This is a genomic window from Simplicispira sedimenti (assembly GCF_022760965.1).
Taxonomy (GTDB): Bacteria; Pseudomonadota; Gammaproteobacteria; order Burkholderiales; family Burkholderiaceae_C; genus Simplicispira; species Simplicispira sedimenti.
In genome coordinates this window covers 173,627-189,171 of the sequence record NZ_JAKVIJ010000003.1, presented here as the reverse complement: position 1 = coordinate 189,171, position 15,545 = coordinate 173,627, and the positions used below count along the sequence as shown (strand labels likewise).

Sequence of the window (15,545 nt, the reverse complement as noted above, 5' to 3'; positions counted from 1 at the left end):
GGCACCTGTCAGGCGGCGGCGCTGGCGTTGCTCAGCAGGTGCTCGGCAAAAGCGGCCAGATCGGCATGGATCTGAACGCCCACAGGCCAAGTGGGGGGCAAGGCCTGGCCCGGCTCCATGGCGGCCGACTCGCCCGTGCACAGCAGGTGCAACCGCGCGCCCAGGGCCGCGCCCGCGAGCAGATGCACACGGCAGTTGCCGGCCACCACCACGTCCTCGGCGTCCACCCCGTAGCGCTCGCAGATCTGCTCCAAGAGCCCGGGTTCCGGCTTGCGGCAGTGGCAGGCGTCGTCGGGCGCATGGGGGCAGAAGAACACCGCGTCGATGCGACCGCCCACCGCCGCCAGTTGCTTGTGCATCTTGGCGTGGATGGCGTTGAGCGTGGCCATGTCGAACAGCCCCCGCCCCAGGCCTGGCTGGTTGGTGGCCACCACCACATGCCATCCAGCGTGGTTGAGCCGCGCAATCGCCTCCAGCGCGCCGGGCAGCGCGGTCCAGTCGTCAGGCGACGCCACGAACGCATCGGGCTCCAGGGCATTGATCGTGCCGTCGCGGTCGAGGATGGCGATTTTCATGGCTGCATTATGGCAACACTGGACACCTCCCTCGCGCACCACCGCAATGCACGCGCTCGCTGATTCAGCGCCGCGGAATCAGTCGTTCGGCAACTGCCAACCCGTGACGTACAGCCCATGGGTACGCCCCCGCGCCCACTGGAGCTGCAGACGCTGGCCCGGCCGCCAGGTGGCGGCCTGCGGGTCGGAAATGATGGATTGCTGGGGCTGCGCCAGGCCTTCGATGCGCAGGATCAGCTCGGTGCCCCCGGTGCCGCGCAGACTGGGCGGCACGGCGCGGCTGCCCAGCACCTGGGCCTGTACCGGCGGCTGGGCCTGTAGATTCTGCAGGTTGTGCGTGCGCAGCAACAGCGCACCAGCGCCGCCCAGGCAGGCCAGCACCCAGGCGCCCAGCAGCCCTGCGCGCACCCCGCGCCCATGGCCCCGGCGCGCCAGCCACCACAGCCCCGCTGCCAGCAGCGCCACAAGCGCCAGGCCCACCAATGCTGGCAGGAACAAATCCAGCGCCGTGGCCTGCGGCGGCGGCAGCGGCGTCAGCGGCCAGGCGGCTGGCAAGGGTGCACGTTCAGCCTGCCATTGTTGCCAGGCACGCAGCGCCGCCAGCAGCGCCGGTGGACCAAACAGCAGCCAGGCCGTGCGCTGACTGCGGGCGGAATCAGTGGTCATGGGCATAAAACCAACGGCTACTCCGCACAATCACGGCCCATGAAAATGGCGCGGCCGCCCGATCAGGGCTCCCGCGCAAGGGCCGCCCCGCCGCGCAGGGAGCGTCCCCTCTCCCCCTGCCCCTCTCCCACCAGGGGACAGGGGTAATACCTCCCCTCCCCCCTCGCGGGGGAGGGGTCGGGGGAGAGGGGGCGCCGAAGGCGACAAGGGGGAGTTCTCAAGCCAGCCGCGCGAGATCCGCCACGCGGTTCATGGCAACGTGCAAGGTCTTGAGCAAGCCTTGGCGGTTCAGGCGCAAATCGAGCTGCTCGGCGTTGACCATCACGTCGTCAAAGAACGCATCCACCGGCGCGCGCAACACGGCCAGGGTTTGCAGGCTGGCGGTGTAATCGCCCGCGTCGAACTGCGCATTGGCCTCAGGCACGAAGCGCTGCAGCGCAGCGTACAGGTCTTTCTCGGCCAGCTCCTGCAGCAGGGCGGGGTTGACGTGGGCATCCACCGCACCTTCGGCCTCGGCCTTTTTCAGGATGTTGCCCACGCGCTTGTTGGCTGCCGCCAGCGCGGGGGCTTCGGGCAGTGCGGCGAAGGCACGCACCGCTGCGAGCTGCTTCTCAACCAGGGCCAGGCGCTGGGGGCGCAGGGCCAGCACGGCGTCCACTTCCTGGGCGCTGTAGCCTTGCTCGCGCAGGCTGCCGGCGAGGCGGTCATAGATGAAGTCGGCCAGCTGCGCCGTGGCGTCCTGGGTCTTGTCGCCGAACGCGGGCACGGCGCCCTTCAGCAGCGCCAGCAGGTCCAGCGGCAGGTTCTTCTCCACCAGCATGCGGATCACCCCCAGCGCATGGCGGCGCAGCGCGAACGGGTCACGGTCGCCCGTGGGCAGGTTGCCGATGCCGAACATGCCCACCAGGGTTTCGAGCTTGTCGGCCAGCGCCACGACCACACCGGCCATGTTGCGCGGCAACGCGTCGCCCGCAAAGCGCGGCTTGTAGTGGTCTTCGATGGCCTGGGCCACCGTCTCGCCCAGACCGTCGTTGAGGGCGTAGTAGCCGCCCATGATGCCCTGCAGCTCAGGGAACTCGCCCACCATGTCGGTCACGAGGTCGGTCTTGGCCAGTTGCGCGGCCAGGTCGGCGTCCTGTACCAGTTGCGCATCGCCCAGCTGCTGCGCGATGGCCTTGGCGATGGCGCGCACGCGCTCCACACGCTCGCCCTGCGTGCCCAGTTTGTTGTGATAGACCACCTTGGCCAGGCTGTCCACGCGCGAGGCCAATGTCTTTTTGCGGTCCTGGTCAAAGAAGAACTTGGCATCGGCCAGGCGCGGGCGCACCACGCGCTCGTTGCCGCCAATGACGAAGCAAGGGTCTTCGGGGCAGATGTTGCTCACCACCAGGAACTTGTGGGTCAGCTTGCCTGCCGCATCGAGCAGCGGAAAGTATTTCTGGTTGGCCTTCATCGTGAGGATGAGGCATTCCTGCGGTACGTCCAGGAACTGCTCCTCGAACGCGCAGACCAGCACATTGGGGCGCTCGACCAGTGCCGTCACCTCGTCGAGCAGGGCGTCATCCTCGATGGGGCGCACGCCACCACCCAGGCGCGCCGCAGCGGCTGCGAGCTGGCGGGCGATCTCGGCCTTGCGCTCGACAAAGCTGGCGATCACGGCGCCGTCACGCGCCAGGGTCTCTGCGTACTGGTCGGCGTGGGCAATCTCCACCACAGGCTTGGCCGCCTCGAAGCGGTGGCCCTGGGTGGTGCGCCCTGCCGTCAGGCCCAGCGCCTTGACCGGCACCACCGTGCTGCCATGCAGGGCCACCAGGCCATGCGCGGGACGCACGAAATGCACGCTGCTCCAGCCGGGCAGCTCGCAATCCGTCTCCAGCTGGTAGCTCATGACCTTGGGGATGGGCAGCTTGGCAATGGCTTCGTCCAGCGCTTTTTGCAGGCCGGTGTCCAGCGTGGCGCCGCTGACCAGGCTGTCATAGAACAAGGCTTCAGCCTTGCCATCGGGCGCGCGCTGCAGGCGGGCCACTGCGGCGGCGGGGTCGGACAGATCGGCGCCCAGGGCCTGCAGCTTTTTCAGCAACGCGGGCGTGGGCTGGCCCTCGGGCGTCAGGCCCACGGCCACGGGCATGAGTTTTTGGCGCACGGCCTTGTCTTCGGCCTTGAGCCAGACATGGCGCACATGCGCGGCCAAGCGGCGCGGCGACGCGTAGGCGGTGACGCCCGAGTCGTCGCCCGTCAGGCCCTGGGCCTGGAGCTGGTCGAACAGCACGCCGGCAAAGGCGTCGCCCAACTTTTGCAATGCCTTGGGGGGCAGTTCTTCGACAAACAGTTCTACGAGAAGGTTTTGCGTGGTCATGTGATCGACTCTATTCCGTTATCCGTTGGGCATTCGCTACGCCAGAGATGCCTGAAACAGGCGCGGCCCATGCGCAGGCAGCCGCGCAAGGGCCGCCCCGCAGCGCAGGCTGCGTCCACCTGCCCGCATTGCGCAGCAATGCGAGAGCGGGGGGAAGTCGCGAAGCGGCTCAGGGGGGTGTCTCACTTCAGGCGGTCTTCTTGGGCATGTTTGCCACCCATTCGCGCGGAGCCATGGGGAAGCCCAGGCGTTCGCGGCTGTCGTAGTAGCTTTGGGCCACGGCACGGGCCAGGTTGCGGATGCGGCCGATGTAGGCGGCACGCTCGGTCACCGAAATGGCACCGCGCGCATCCAGCAGGTTGAAGCTGTGCGCCGCCTTGAGGACTTGCTCGTACGCGGGCAGCGCGAGTTGCTGCTCCATCAGGTACTTGGCCTGCTTTTCGTGGGCGTTGAAAGCGGTGAACAGGAAATCGGCGTCGGAGTGCTCGAAGTTGTAGGTGGACTGCTCGACCTCGTTCTGGTGGTACACATCGCCGTACTTAAGCGTGTCGGTCCACTGCAGGTTATAGACGTTGTCCACGCCCTGGAGGTACATGGCCAGGCGCTCCAGGCCGTAGGTGATCTCGCCCGTGATGGGCTTGCAGTCGATACCGCCCACCTGCTGGAAGTAGGTGAACTGCGTCACCTCCATGCCGTTGAGCCAGACTTCCCAGCCCAGGCCCCAGGCGCCCAGCGTGGGGTTTTCCCAGTCGTCCTCGACGAAGCGGATGTCGTTCTTCTTGAGGTCAAAGCCCAGCGCTTCCAGGCTGCCCAGGTACAGCTCCAGGATGTTGGAGGGCGCGGGCTTCAAGACCACCTGGTACTGGTAGTAGTGCTGCAGGCGGTTGGGGTTCTCGCCGTAGCGGCCGTCCTTGGGGCGGCGGCTGGGCTGCACGTAAGCGGCCTTCCAGGGCTCGGGGCCGATGGCGCGCAGGAAGGTGGCGGTGTGCGAGGTGCCCGCGCCCACTTCCATGTCGTAGGGCTGCAGGAGCGCGCAGCCCTGGGCGTCCCAATAGGACTGCAGCTTCAGGATGATTTGCTGGAAGGTCAACATGAGGTTCGGGGCACTGGCAAGGCCAGAGCCGGGCAATGAGGAAGGTGAAACAACAACGGGATCTCGCCGAAGCCCAGGCGCGCCACCCTCCAGGAAGGAGGTCGCGTGGCGCCAGGGCCAAACCAGTGATTTTACGGCGCCCCGCCAAGAACAAAGGCCGGGGCCCTTGTGGAGCCCCGGCCTTGGCCACCGGTGTCGCATGCGGATCGCAGAGGCAAACGATGGGCGCGCCTCCAGAAGATCAGTATTCCCAGAAGATTCGCTGCAATTCCTTGCTGTCCTGGGTCTTGGTCAATGCCACCATGGCCAGGATGCGGGCCTTTTGCGGGCGCAGGTCATGCGCCACCACCCAGTCGTATTTGTCGTCGGGCTGCTCGGCATTGCGCAGCACAAAGCCATCGGGCACGCGGGCCGAGCGGACGATCTGCACACCCTGGCTGCGCAGGGCCTTGAGCGATTCCACCGCCTGCGCAGCCACCGAGCCATTGCCCGTGCCGGCGTGGATCAGCGCCTTGACGCCCACCTTGCCATAGGCTTCGATGCCTGTGGTGTTCATGTTGCCGTAGCCGTACACAATGTCCACTGCGGGCAGGGTCTTGATGTCATCGATGTTGAATTCGGACTGCGTGGTGTGCCGCTTGACCGGCGCGCGGAACCAGTAGTTCTTGCCCTCCACCACCATGCCCAGCGGCCCCCACTGGCTCTTGAAGGCCTCGGTCTTGATGTTGATGTGCTTGTGCACATCGCGGCCACTCTGGATCTCGTCGTTCATGGTCACCAGCACGCCTTTGCCCGCAGCGTCCTTGCTGGCGGCCACGCTGACGGCGTCATACAGATTCAACGCACCATCGGCCGACAGGGCCGTGCCAGGACGCATGGAGCCCACCACCACGATGGGCTTGTTCGTGCGCACCGTGAGGTTCAGGAAGTACGCGGTTTCTTCCAGCGTGTCGGTACCGTGGGTGATGACGATGCCGTCCACGTCGGCCTGCTTGGACAAGGCGGAAACACGCTGACCCAGCTTGAGCAGGTGCTCGTTGGTAAAGCTCTCCGACGCAATCTGGAACACCTGCTCCCCCGACACCTTGGCCACATTGGACAGCTCTGGCAGCCCTGCCAGCAGTTTGTCCACCGGCACCTTGGCAGCAGCATAGGTGGCGCTGTTGGCCGCCGATGCACCGGCCCCGGCGATGGTGCCGCCGGTGGCCAGTACCACCACATGGGGTTTGGCCGCCTGTGCCAGTGCCACGGTGGACAGCGCGGAAAGCACCACCCCCGCAAACCAGCGGCGGGTGATGAAGGAAGGTGTCAATAACTTGTGCATGAAGTTGTCTCCGAAGGGTTCTTCTGGTACCACCACTTGCTGTGGTGCACTCCCCCTTCCGGCTGGGCCGGAGCTTGGGGGGTGATCCATCGTATGAGAAATCAAAGCACAACCAAATGGAATAATTACCTTTACCTTATGAATCCAATTCACACCACATCAGCATGAATCTGCGCCAGATCGAAGTCTTTCAGGCGGTGCTGCAGACGGGCAGCATGAGCGCTGCCGCGCGCTTGCTGTGCATCACCCCCTCCGCCGTCAGCAAGGCCGTTGCGCACGCAGAGCTCCAACTGGGATACCGGTTGTTCGATCGCACCCCGGCAGGCCTCACGCCCACACCGGAAGCGCAGGTGCTGGCCGTGGAGTCCGGCAACATCCACCGTCAACTGGATGCCCTGCAACGCACAGCACGCAACCTGGCCACGGCAGAGCAAGGAGAGGTGCGGTTGGCGGCGATTCCATCCATCAGCCACGAATTCCTGCCCACCCTGCTGTGCCGGCATGCCCAGCAGCACCCCCAGGTGGGCGTGGAGGTGCGCACCATCCACCAGGACCAGATGACCCAGGCGCTGCTTACGCGCGGGGTGGACTTTGGCTTGGGCTTTTTTGAACACCCGCACCCCCAGATCCACAGCGACCTGCTGGTCAGCGGCCGCCTCTCGCTGGCTGTGGCACGCAGCCTGTGGGAAAGCGCTCCCCGCGCGGCCAGCATGGCTGCGCGGCTGGCTCAGGTGCCGGTCATCCGACTGGTGGGCGATGACCCCATGCGCCGTTCGATCGATGACACAGCACGGCGCCTGGGCTCTCCCAGCACCCCAGGCATTCAGGTGCAGACCTCGCGTCTGGCGCTGGAGCTGGTGCGTCTGGGCATGGGCTGGACGGTGGTGGACTTCCTCACCGCCACCCGGCTCGACCCGGCCCAGATGGTGGCCATGGAACTGCCCGATTTACCGCCCATGTCGCTCTACAGCTACCATGCCAGCGCCCATCCGCCGGGGCTTCATGCGACACGCATGCTCACCATGCTGCCGGGTCTGCTGCACGCAGCGCTGTCACCCCACACACGCAAATGACGTAAAAAAACCCGCCCCCACAGTTGCAGAGGCGGGCAGACTGGCTCAAGCCAGCGGGGGGATCAGGCGCCCTGCCAGCGACGCAGCACCAGGCTGGCGTTGGTGCCGCCAAAGCCAAAGCTGTTGGACAGCACGGTATTCAGAATGGCGTCGCGCGTGCGGGTGACCAGCGGCATGCCGCCCAGCAACGGGTCGGGGGTTTCGACGTTGACCGAACCGGCGATGAACTGCTTGCCCAGCATGATGAGGCAGTAGATGGCCTCCTGCACGCCCGTGGCGCCCAGCGAGTGGCCGGTGAGCGATTTGGTGGACGAGAACGGCGGCACCTGGTCGCCGAACACGGCCTGCATGGCGCGCACTTCCTGCATGTCGCCCACGGGGGTGGAAGTGCCATGGGTGTTGATGTAGTCGATGGGCGCATCCAGCCCTTCCATGGCCTGCTTCATGCAGGCCATGGCGCCGTCGCCCGAGGGGGCCACCATGTCTTCACCGTCGCTGGTGGCGCCAAAGCCCACCACTTCGGCCAGGATGGTGGCGCCGCGCGCCTGGGCGTGCTCCAGGCTCTCCAGCACCACGGCGCCGCCGCCACCGGCGATGACGAAGCCGTCGCGGTTGGCGTCGTAGGCGCGCGCAGCCTTCTCGGGTGTGGCGTTGTACTTGCTGGACATGGCGCCCATGCCGTCGAACAGCAGGGCCATGCCCCAGGACAGTTCCTCGCCGCCACCGGCGAACATCACGTCCTGCATCCCCCAGGCGATTTGCTGCGCCGCCGCGCCGATGCAGTGCGCCGAGGTGGAGCAGGCCGAGGTGATGGAGTAGTTGATGCCCTTGACCTTGAAGTTGGTGGCCAGGCATGCCGACACGGTGCTGCTCATGCAGCGCGTGACCTGGTACGGGCCCACGCGGCGGATGCCTTTTTCACGCAGTGTATCGGCCGCCTCGATTTGGTTGGCGGGCGAACCGCCCCCCGAGCCCATGATGAGGCCGGTGCGCGGGTGGCTGACTTGCTCGGGCGTCAGACCTGCCTGCTTGATCGCGTCTTCGAGCGCAATCTGCGCGTAGGCTGCGGCATCGCCCATGAAGCGCAATTGCTTGCGGTCGATGCGCGCCTCGATGTCGATCTCGGGCACGCCCGCGACCTGGCTGCGCAGTCCCAGTTCGGTGAACTTCTCCACGGCCTTGATGCCGCTCGTGCCCGCGCGCAACGAGGCCTCCACCGTGGCCCAATCGTTGCCAATGCACGAGACGATGCCCGCGCCCGTGATGACTACGCGCTTCTTGGTCATGCCGCTTCCTTGCTGTCGCCTTCGCGCAGAAACAGGCCCACGCGCAGGTCATTGGCTACGTAGATTTCCTTGCCGTCGGCGAGCAGGCGTGCGTCGCCGATGGCCATGTTGAGTTTGCGCTTGATGACGCGCTTGATATCGATCTCGTAGGTGACGAGCTTCACATCGGGGCCCACTTCGCCCGTGAACTTGACCTCGCCCGCGCCCAGCGCGCGGCCCCGGCCCGGCAGGCGCAGCCAGGTGAGGTAGAAGCCGATGAGCTGCCACATCGCGTCCAGCCCCAGGCAACCGGGCATGACCGGGTCCCCCTGGAAATGGCAGGCAAAGAACCACAGATCCGGCTTGACGTCCAGTTCGGCCACGATCCGGCCCAGGCCATGGGCCCCACCGTCGCTGTCGATGTGCGTGATGCGATCGAACATCAGCATGGGCGGCAAGGGCAGGCGTCCGCTGTCGGGGCCGAACAGCCGGCCTTCGCCCGAGGCGATCAGTTGGTCATAGGAAAAGGATTCGGCCATTGTCAGTCTTGCTCCGCATCGGCGGCTGGGCCGCCCTGGTTTTCATCGTGCCCGCCCCCGGGATGTCATGGCGGACCCCCATTATCCCGTATGCCTTGGGCCCTTTGGCACTCGCTTGCGCAGGGCAGCCATCATCAGCACCAACCCACCCAGAGCCCACAGCGGCCAGAGCCGCCAGCGCCCGGCCCAGTGGGCATAGGGTGTGGGCGCACCATCGCGCCCTTCCACCTGCCCCACCAGCACACCACGCTCGTGGCGTGCCAACTGGTGCATGACCACGCCCCGGTGGTCGATGATGGCCGTGGCGCCGGTGTTGGTGGCACGCACCATGGGGCGCTCGAACTCCAGCGCACGCATGCGCGCAATGGCCAGGTGCTGATCGATGGCCAGCGTGTTGCCAAACCAGCCGATGTTGCTCAGGTTCACCAGCACGGTGGGCGCTGGCCTGCCGGGCTGGACGAACAGCGCAGCCAGTTCCTCGCCAAACAGGTCCTCGTAACAGATGTGGGGCGCAAAGCGCTCCCCGCGCCAGTCGAACGTAGGCTGGACCAGCGCGCCCCGGTTGAAGTCGCCCAGCGGGATGCGCATCAGATCGGTGAACCAGCGGAACAGAGGCGGGATGAACTCGCCAAAAGGCACAAGGTGGTGTTTGTCGTAGCGGTACGCCTCGCTCTGCCCTGCGCGCAGCCCCATCACCGAGTTGGTGTAGCCCTCTTCCATGCTGCCCAGGGGCAGGCCAATGAGAGCCGCGCGCTCAGGCTGGGCAAAGTGGTCTTGCAGGCCCTGGAGGTAGCCCTCAGGCAGTTGCTGGGGCAACAGCGGCAAGGCGGTTTCGGGTGCCACGACCAGCGCCCGGTGCGGCTGCAGGAGCAGGTCGCGGTACCACTGCAAGGCCATGGGCACACCGGAGCCGGGTTCAAACTTCTCGTCCTGCGGGATGTTGCCCTGCAGCAGAACCAGGGGAACTGGCGTCTTGCGCCCCTGGATGGGGGTGTGGCACGCCTCCACGGCGCAGTGTCGATCCAGGGCGGCTGCTACGCCAATGGCACCGAGCAACAACACCAGCGCCCAGGCCCGCAGGCTGCGCAGATCGGACATGCGTACCTGCACCAGCAACATGGCCAACGCAGCCGCCACCGCGCCCACGCCGTACACACCGACCCAGCGCGCCAGCGCCGCCAGCGGCCCCTGCACATGGGCATAGCCGCCTGCGCCCCAGGGAAAGCCCGTCCACCAGACGCCACGCGCCAGCTCGGCCAACAACCAAAACGCTCCGAAAACAATAGCACTTTGCGCCCGTCCCTTGGTCGCAAAGTGCACAAAGAGCCCTGAAATCAGCGCATAGTAGCTGCCCAGAAACATTGCCAGCGCCAGCACCGCAGCCGCGGCCAGGGGCGCCGCCAGGCCCCCGTAGGTGTGCATGGAGACATAGAGCCACCAGAAGGTACCCGTGAGCCAGGCCGTGGCAAACATACCGCCCAGCAGTGCACCGCGTCGCCAGCCCTGCGAAACGCTCAGGAGCCAGGCGAGCACGGCCAACGAGGCCATCTGCAACCACCACAAGGGCTGGCCGTTGCCCGGCCACGCGAGCGACGCGGCCTGAAGCCCCCCAGCCGCGGCCGCCCACCACAGCGCCAGCCAGCGCCTGGGCTGCGCTGGCGCGTACCGTGGGGAAGTCATCCGGCAGCCGCTGCCGAATCGGGCGGCAATGGCGCCACCTTGAACCAACGCACCGCCCCGCCCTTGGTGTGCAGCACCACGAACTGCAGGCCGCACAGCGCGAGTTGCTCGCCCCGGCGCGGCACATGGCCCATTTCGTGGGCGATCAGACCGCCGATGGTGTCGAATGCTTCGTCGGCGTCACTGCCCACAACCTGCACGCCGAAAGCCTCGCTGACGCGCTCCACCGGCGTATCGCCGCTGACGCGGTAAGTGCGGTCGGCCAGCGCGAAGATGTCGCCTTCTTCCTCGGGAATATCGAATTCGTCCTCGATCTCTCCCACGATCTGTTCCAGCACATCCTCGATGGTGACCAACCCGGCCACGCGGCCGAATTCGTCGATGACCACAGCCAGGTGGTTGCGATTGCCGCGGAATTCGCGCAACAGATCGTTGAGGCCCTTGCTCTCGGGCACAAACACCGCCGGGCGCAGGAGTGCACGGATGTTTAGCTCGGGCGCGCGCTGCAGCTTGAGCAAATCCTTGGCCATGAGGATGCCGATGATGTTCTCGCGCTCACCCTGGTACACCGGAAAACGCGAATGCGCGGTGCTGATGATGAGGTGCAGCATCTCGTCATACGGCGCATCGATGTTGATCAGGTCCATGCGCGGCGCCGCCACCATCACGTCGCCCGCCGTCATGTCGGCCATGCGGATCACGCGTTCGAGCATGACGCGCGAATCGGCGCCAATCACGTCGTTGCTTTCGGCCTCGGCCAGGGTTTCAATCAGCTCTTCGGCCGAGTCGGGGCCAGGGTGGATGAACTCCACCAGTTTTTGCAGAAGCGTGCGCTTGTCTTCGCGTTCAGGCGAGCGCGCAGGGTGTGGTTCGGACACAGCCTAGGGTGCAGGACGTGCGGTAGTGGGACAGGCCCCTAGTGTAGTGCTTCACTCTGATTGGCACTTTCAGCCAGTGGCCAAGGGGTCAGCTGCTAGGCGCAGGGGCGCAGGCATAGCGGGTTACGTCAAGCCACTGCAACAACGCAGATGGCCCCTTGGCCACTGGCCCGAAGGGAGCCCCGAAAAAGCCGCCCAGCGTCGTTGCAGCGCTTGACAAGGGCACCACCATTGCCCGCGCGCTGCGCCTAGCCGGGCAGCTTTTTCGGGGCTCTGAAAGTACCAATCAGAGTGAAGCACTACACTAAGATAACGGTTTGCCATGACGGCACGGATCGTGTGCCGAGGTCCGCGTTCAGCGATCGGTGGACCCCAGCGCCTTGCGCACACCTTCGCGCACTTCATCCCCCATGCCGCGCACGCTGGCCAGGAAGGCCCAGAACTGCTTGGCCTGGCGCTTGAGTTGGTAGTCCACCTCGCCGTACTGCTGCTCGACCATTTCGGTCATGCGGGAGTCCAGATTGGGGGGCGGCAGTTGCAGAAACGCCTCTGATTCGGAGCCATCGCGCTGCACCACGGCCCCGGCATTGCTGGCGATGCGCAGCATGGCCGTGTTTTCGGTCAGCGCATGGATGAAGACCATGCGCACACCCGCGTTGCGCGCGTGCATGACGGCCCGGTCGAACAGCCGCGCCCCGTAGCCGCGCCCGCGTGCACAGCGCGCCACCGAAACACCGAACTCGGCGCAGTTCGCATGCTCGGGCAGGGGCGTATAGGCCAGGTGCGCCATCGCGATGAGTTCGAGCCGACGGTTGTAGATACCGAAGATGTCATCACGGTCAAAGTCGAGCTGATCCACATAGCGCCGGATCTGCTCGTCACTGGCCGGGTAGCCAAAGCGCAGATAGCGATCTTCCGCATCCAAAGCGAACAAATGCCTGGCGATGCGCTCGCGGTGGCTGGGCCCCAGCGAACGGATCGGCACCATCAGATGCTTGGCGGCGCCAGGCGGGCGCCCGCCCTTTCCCCGTGTCGATACGGGATCGGCAGTGTCCAAGGCGGCCTGAAGCCATTCGTTGTTTGCGGTCATGGAACCAATATAGGGGTTTTCCCTGGCAATTCCAAGACATTTTTGCTGCATTGCAACAGTTCAACACAAGCCCGAATTTAGTGCATGAAATCAATGACTTGCAAAAGAGCCCGCTTGCCCACACCAGCACAAGGTGTCGGCACGGAGACAGGTTGGGAGTCTCCGATGCGCTGCCCGTGACCCTTCACCAGGCCACGCGCGGTGTTGGCCTTTACACCGGTACCGCCGTGGTGGTCTTCACACGGTCGAGCACGAAGCTGGTCTTGCAATCCTGCACGCTGGGGTGCTTGAGCAAGGTGTCCATGATGAAGCGGCTGTAGTGCGCCATGTCGGCCACCACCACGCGCAGCAGGTAGTCCATTTCGCCGGTCAGTGAAGCGCACTCCACCACCTCGGGCCAGGTCTGCACGCTGGCGCGAAACACATCCATGGGGTTGCGCTTGTGGGTTTCGGTGTGCTTTTCCAGCCGCACATTGAGGTAGGCCGTGAGCCCCAGGCCCACCGCCTCGGGGCGCACCAGTGCCACATAGCGATCGATCACGCCGCTCTCTTCCAGGCGCTTGACACGGCGCAGCACGGCACTGGGCGACAGGCCCACCTGCTCGCCAATCACCTCGTAGGTTTCCCGGCCGTTGTGCTGCAAACAGCGCAATATAGCCCTATCCAGCTTGTCCAATGCGTCAGAAGTATTCATGACGCAATTATTACGCGCCACCCATCCACGGAGATCACTTTGCCCTTGTATCGGGTATGTCCCGATAGTGATAACCCATGGATTACCCAACAATAAATCCCACAAAAACGCACGGTCGTTCGTTTTTGTGCAATACAAAATCCACAGGAGACATTCATGACCGGTTTCATTCGCCGCGCGCTGCGCGGCCTGGCGTTCGCGTGTGCGTCCCTCGCTCTGTTGCACGGCGCCCATGCAGGCACCTACACCCAGACGCGCTACCCCATCGTGCTGGTGCACGGGCTGTTTGGCTTTGATTCGGCGCTGGGCGTCGATTACTTCTACGGCATCCCCGAAGCGCTGCGCCGCGATGGCGCCAAGGTCTATGTGGCCCAGGTGTCGGCCGCCAACAGCACCGAGGTGCGCGGCGAGCAACTGCTGGCCCAGGTGAAGAACATCCTGGCCATCACGGGTGCGTCCAAGGTCAACCTGATCGGCCACTCTCACGGCGGCCCCACCACGCGCTACGTGGCCGGTGTGGCGCCGCAGCTCGTGGCCTCGGTCACCTCGGTGGGTGGCGTGAACCGCGGCTCGCGCGTGGCCGACATCATGCGTGGTGTGGCACCTGCAGGCAGCGTCAGCGAGAGCGTGGCGAACGGTGCCGCCAAAGCCCTGGTCACCCTGATCAACCTGACCTCGGGCGGCAGCAGCCTGCCGCAAATGCCCACGGCCGCGCTGGATTCGCTCACCACGGCTGGTTCCGCCAAGTTCAACCAGCGCTTCCCCGCCGGTGTACCCACCAGCGGCTGCGGCAACGGCGCCGAACTGGTGAATGGCGTGCGCTACTACTCCTGGACCGGCACCAAGACGCTGACCAACCTGCTGGACGTGAGCGACGCCCCCCTGGCCGTGCTGGGCCTGGTGTTTGGCGAAGCCAACGACGGCCTGGTGTCTGCCTGCTCGTCGCGCCTGGGTAAACACCTGGGCGACTACTCGCAAAACCATTTGGACGAAGTCAACCAGGTGCTGGGTCTGCGCGACTGGTTCGCTACCGATCCCGTCACGGTGTACCGCCAGCAGGCCAACCGCCTGAAGAACCTGGGCCTGTGATGCACAAGGCGGTGTGGGCCGGTGGAGCAGTCGCCGCCCTGGCCGGTGCGGGCGCACTGTGGTGGTTTCTGGGCGGGGACACCTCGCCCACCGACACCGCACCGCCCGCCGCCCAGGGCCAGGGGCCTGCACAGGCCCTGGCCCGCGCAGCCCCACCGCCCCACCCCCTCGGCCAAGGACGCACAACCCCAGGCGCAGCGGGCAACGACCCGCTGCTGACCCCAGGCCTGCGGGACGCCATCGAGGCCATGTTGCACGACGCCGGCGAAGCCGGCAGCCCCGATGCGTTGAAGCTGCGGCTGGAGGCGCTGGTCGGCCAGCACTTTGCGCCAGAGCTGACCACCCGCGCCCTGGCCCTGGCGCGGCGTTATGTGGACTACCGGGTGGCGCTGGGACAACTGCGTCCCCCCGCCGATCCGCTGGACCCCCATGCCATGCGACAGGCGCTGGAGCAGCGCCAGAAGCTGCGCCTGCAGCACTTCGACGGCGACGAGTACGAGGCCTTGTTCGGCCAGCAACAACTGCTGGACCAGGCCCTTCTGGCCCGCTTGGAGATCGAGCGCAACACCGCGCTGAGTGCCGAGGAGAAGCGCAAGGCCCTGGCCGAGACCGAAGCCCAGTTGCCCGCCCCGCTGCGCGCGCAGCGCAGCGAATCTGTGGCCCATGTCGGCGCCGCCCAGCAAACCGCCGCCTTCAACGCCCAGGGGGCGGACGATGCCACCCGCTTTGCCCAGCGCAGCGCCACCTACGGCGCCGAGGCCGCAGAGCGCCTGGCACGCCTGGACCGCGAAGAGCGCGACTGGAACGCCCGGCTGGACCAATACCAACAAGCGCGCAGCGCCGGGCAGGATGCCGCCCGCCTGGATCAACTGCGTCAGACCCTGTTCACCCCCGAAGAACAGCTGCGCCTGGAAGGCGCCCTGGGCCTGCGCAGCCCTGCGCAAAACCGCTGATACAGCACCCGTTTTGCGCACATGGATTTGATGTGACGCAAAATTCCTGCAAACACCTTGTTTTATGAGGCCCATTTCGCGCGAACACTGATCTCCCTGGCGCCTACAGTGCATGACTCAGAGGCTGAAAGTTTTTTGCCCGTGCCCGAAAGGCGCGTCAAAGCGCCGCTGATCGAGGCGCAAAGCGCAGCCATAACGCGGGCTATGGCGAGCATTTGCAACGACGAGCAGGGGTGTTTTGGCGTGCAAGGCGGGCATTGGCAAAAGACT

Annotated in this window: 14 protein-coding genes; 3 read left to right on the top strand and 11 right to left on the bottom strand. The window is 65.8% G+C overall.

Annotated features, from left to right (window positions below; genetic code table 11):
* Window positions 1-8 precede the first annotated feature (8 nt).
* The 5 genes from gmhB to MJ602_RS05120 all read right to left on the bottom strand — a co-directional run bounded on the left by gmhB (window position 9) and on the right by MJ602_RS05120 (window position 6,014).
* Complete coding sequence (gene gmhB / locus MJ602_RS05140; RefSeq protein WP_243019775.1) at window positions 9-575, bottom strand: D-glycero-beta-D-manno-heptose 1,7-bisphosphate 7-phosphatase; 567 nt, start codon at window positions 573-575, stop codon at window positions 9-11.
* Between the two features lie 78 nt (window positions 576-653).
* Window positions 654-1,241, bottom strand: a complete 588-nt coding sequence (locus MJ602_RS05135) for a hypothetical protein (protein WP_243019773.1) — start codon at window positions 1,239-1,241, stop codon at window positions 654-656.
* Window positions 1,242-1,458: 217 nt separating this feature from the next.
* Window positions 1,459-3,597 (bottom strand): glycine--tRNA ligase subunit beta, encoded by a 2,139-nt coding sequence (glyS, locus tag MJ602_RS05130; protein ID WP_162017471.1) that lies wholly within the window; start codon window positions 3,595-3,597, stop codon window positions 1,459-1,461.
* 187 nt (window positions 3,598-3,784) lie between these two features.
* On the bottom strand, window positions 3,785-4,690 hold the full coding sequence (gene glyQ / locus MJ602_RS05125) for a glycine--tRNA ligase subunit alpha (RefSeq protein WP_162017472.1): 906 nt from the start codon (window positions 4,688-4,690) through the stop codon (window positions 3,785-3,787).
* 241 nt (window positions 4,691-4,931) lie between these two features.
* Window positions 4,932-6,014, bottom strand: a complete 1,083-nt coding sequence (locus MJ602_RS05120) for a type II asparaginase (protein ID WP_243019772.1) — start codon at window positions 6,012-6,014, stop codon at window positions 4,932-4,934.
* A gap of 164 nt (window positions 6,015-6,178) precedes the next feature.
* Between MJ602_RS05120 and MJ602_RS05115 the strand changes: the two genes are divergently transcribed.
* The gene (locus tag MJ602_RS05115; RefSeq protein ID WP_243019770.1) at window positions 6,179-7,087 is read left to right on the top strand and encodes a LysR family transcriptional regulator; all 909 of its coding nucleotides are present in this window, start codon (window positions 6,179-6,181) and stop codon (window positions 7,085-7,087) included.
* Window positions 7,088-7,149: 62 nt separating this feature from the next.
* Here MJ602_RS05115 and fabB read toward each other — a convergent pair whose 3' ends face one another.
* The 6 genes from fabB to MJ602_RS05085 all read right to left on the bottom strand — a co-directional run bounded on the left by fabB (window position 7,150) and on the right by MJ602_RS05085 (window position 13,233).
* Window positions 7,150-8,373 carry a beta-ketoacyl-ACP synthase I gene (fabB, locus tag MJ602_RS05110; RefSeq protein WP_243019768.1) on the bottom strand — a complete coding sequence of 408 codons (1,224 nt, stop codon included), beginning with the start codon at window positions 8,371-8,373 and terminating at the stop codon, window positions 7,150-7,152.
* Window positions 8,370-8,891, bottom strand: coding sequence for a 3-hydroxyacyl-[acyl-carrier-protein] dehydratase FabA (gene fabA, locus MJ602_RS05105; protein ID WP_162017474.1), 522 nt, complete (start codon window positions 8,889-8,891; stop codon window positions 8,370-8,372). Before fabA ends, fabB begins: the two co-directional genes overlap by 4 nt.
* Window positions 8,892-8,972: 81 nt before the next feature.
* Complete coding sequence (gene lnt / locus MJ602_RS05100; RefSeq protein ID WP_243019766.1) at window positions 8,973-10,571, bottom strand: apolipoprotein N-acyltransferase; 1,599 nt, start codon at window positions 10,569-10,571, stop codon at window positions 8,973-8,975.
* Complete coding sequence (locus MJ602_RS05095) at window positions 10,568-11,449, bottom strand: transporter associated domain-containing protein (RefSeq protein WP_162017476.1); 882 nt, start codon at window positions 11,447-11,449, stop codon at window positions 10,568-10,570. The genes lnt and MJ602_RS05095 overlap by 4 nt, the downstream gene beginning before the upstream one ends.
* A gap of 355 nt (window positions 11,450-11,804) precedes the next feature.
* On the bottom strand, window positions 11,805-12,539 hold the full coding sequence (locus MJ602_RS05090) for a GNAT family N-acetyltransferase (protein WP_243019764.1): 735 nt from the start codon (window positions 12,537-12,539) through the stop codon (window positions 11,805-11,807).
* A gap of 211 nt (window positions 12,540-12,750) precedes the next feature.
* On the bottom strand, window positions 12,751-13,233 hold the full coding sequence (locus MJ602_RS05085; RefSeq protein ID WP_162017478.1) for an Lrp/AsnC family transcriptional regulator: 483 nt from the start codon (window positions 13,231-13,233) through the stop codon (window positions 12,751-12,753).
* Between the two features lie 156 nt (window positions 13,234-13,389).
* Here MJ602_RS05085 and MJ602_RS05080 point away from each other — a divergent pair, with 156 nt between their 5' ends.
* Window positions 13,390-14,322 carry an esterase/lipase family protein gene (locus tag MJ602_RS05080; RefSeq protein ID WP_162017479.1) on the top strand — a complete coding sequence of 311 codons (933 nt, stop codon included), beginning with the start codon at window positions 13,390-13,392 and terminating at the stop codon, window positions 14,320-14,322.
* On the top strand, window positions 14,322-15,275 hold the full coding sequence (locus tag MJ602_RS05075; RefSeq protein ID WP_243019762.1) for a lipase secretion chaperone: 954 nt from the start codon (window positions 14,322-14,324) through the stop codon (window positions 15,273-15,275). The genes MJ602_RS05080 and MJ602_RS05075 overlap by 1 nt, the downstream gene beginning before the upstream one ends.
* The last annotated feature ends 270 nt before the right edge of the window (window positions 15,276-15,545 follow it).

Bases quoted from the DNA above. Each gene is read 5' to 3' on its own strand.
- MJ602_RS05085 (WP_162017478.1), bottom strand. From the start codon at position 13,233: ATGAATACTTCTGACGCATTGGACAAGCTGGATAGGGCTATATTGCGC.
- MJ602_RS05115 (WP_243019770.1), top strand. From the start codon at position 6,179: ATGAATCTGCGCCAGATCGAAGTCTTTCAGGCGGTGCTGCAGACGGGC.
- glyQ (WP_162017472.1), bottom strand. From the start codon at position 4,690: ATGTTGACCTTCCAGCAAATCATCCTGAAGCTGCAGTCCTATTGGGAC.
- fabB (WP_243019768.1), bottom strand. From the start codon at position 8,373: ATGACCAAGAAGCGCGTAGTCATCACGGGCGCGGGCATCGTCTCGTGC.
- glyS (WP_162017471.1), bottom strand. From the start codon at position 3,597: ATGACCACGCAAAACCTTCTCGTAGAACTGTTTGTCGAAGAACTGCCC.
- MJ602_RS05075 (WP_243019762.1), top strand. From the start codon at position 14,322: ATGCACAAGGCGGTGTGGGCCGGTGGAGCAGTCGCCGCCCTGGCCGGT.
- gmhB (WP_243019775.1), bottom strand. From the start codon at position 575: ATGAAAATCGCCATCCTCGACCGCGACGGCACGATCAATGCCCTGGAG.
- MJ602_RS05135 (WP_243019773.1), bottom strand. From the start codon at position 1,241: ATGACCACTGATTCCGCCCGCAGTCAGCGCACGGCCTGGCTGCTGTTT.
- MJ602_RS05090 (WP_243019764.1), bottom strand. From the start codon at position 12,539: ATGACCGCAAACAACGAATGGCTTCAGGCCGCCTTGGACACTGCCGAT.
- MJ602_RS05080 (WP_162017479.1), top strand. From the start codon at position 13,390: ATGACCGGTTTCATTCGCCGCGCGCTGCGCGGCCTGGCGTTCGCGTGT.
- lnt (WP_243019766.1), bottom strand. From the start codon at position 10,571: ATGACTTCCCCACGGTACGCGCCAGCGCAGCCCAGGCGCTGGCTGGCG.
- fabA (WP_162017474.1), bottom strand. From the start codon at position 8,891: ATGGCCGAATCCTTTTCCTATGACCAACTGATCGCCTCGGGCGAAGGC.
- MJ602_RS05120 (WP_243019772.1), bottom strand. From the start codon at position 6,014: ATGCACAAGTTATTGACACCTTCCTTCATCACCCGCCGCTGGTTTGCG.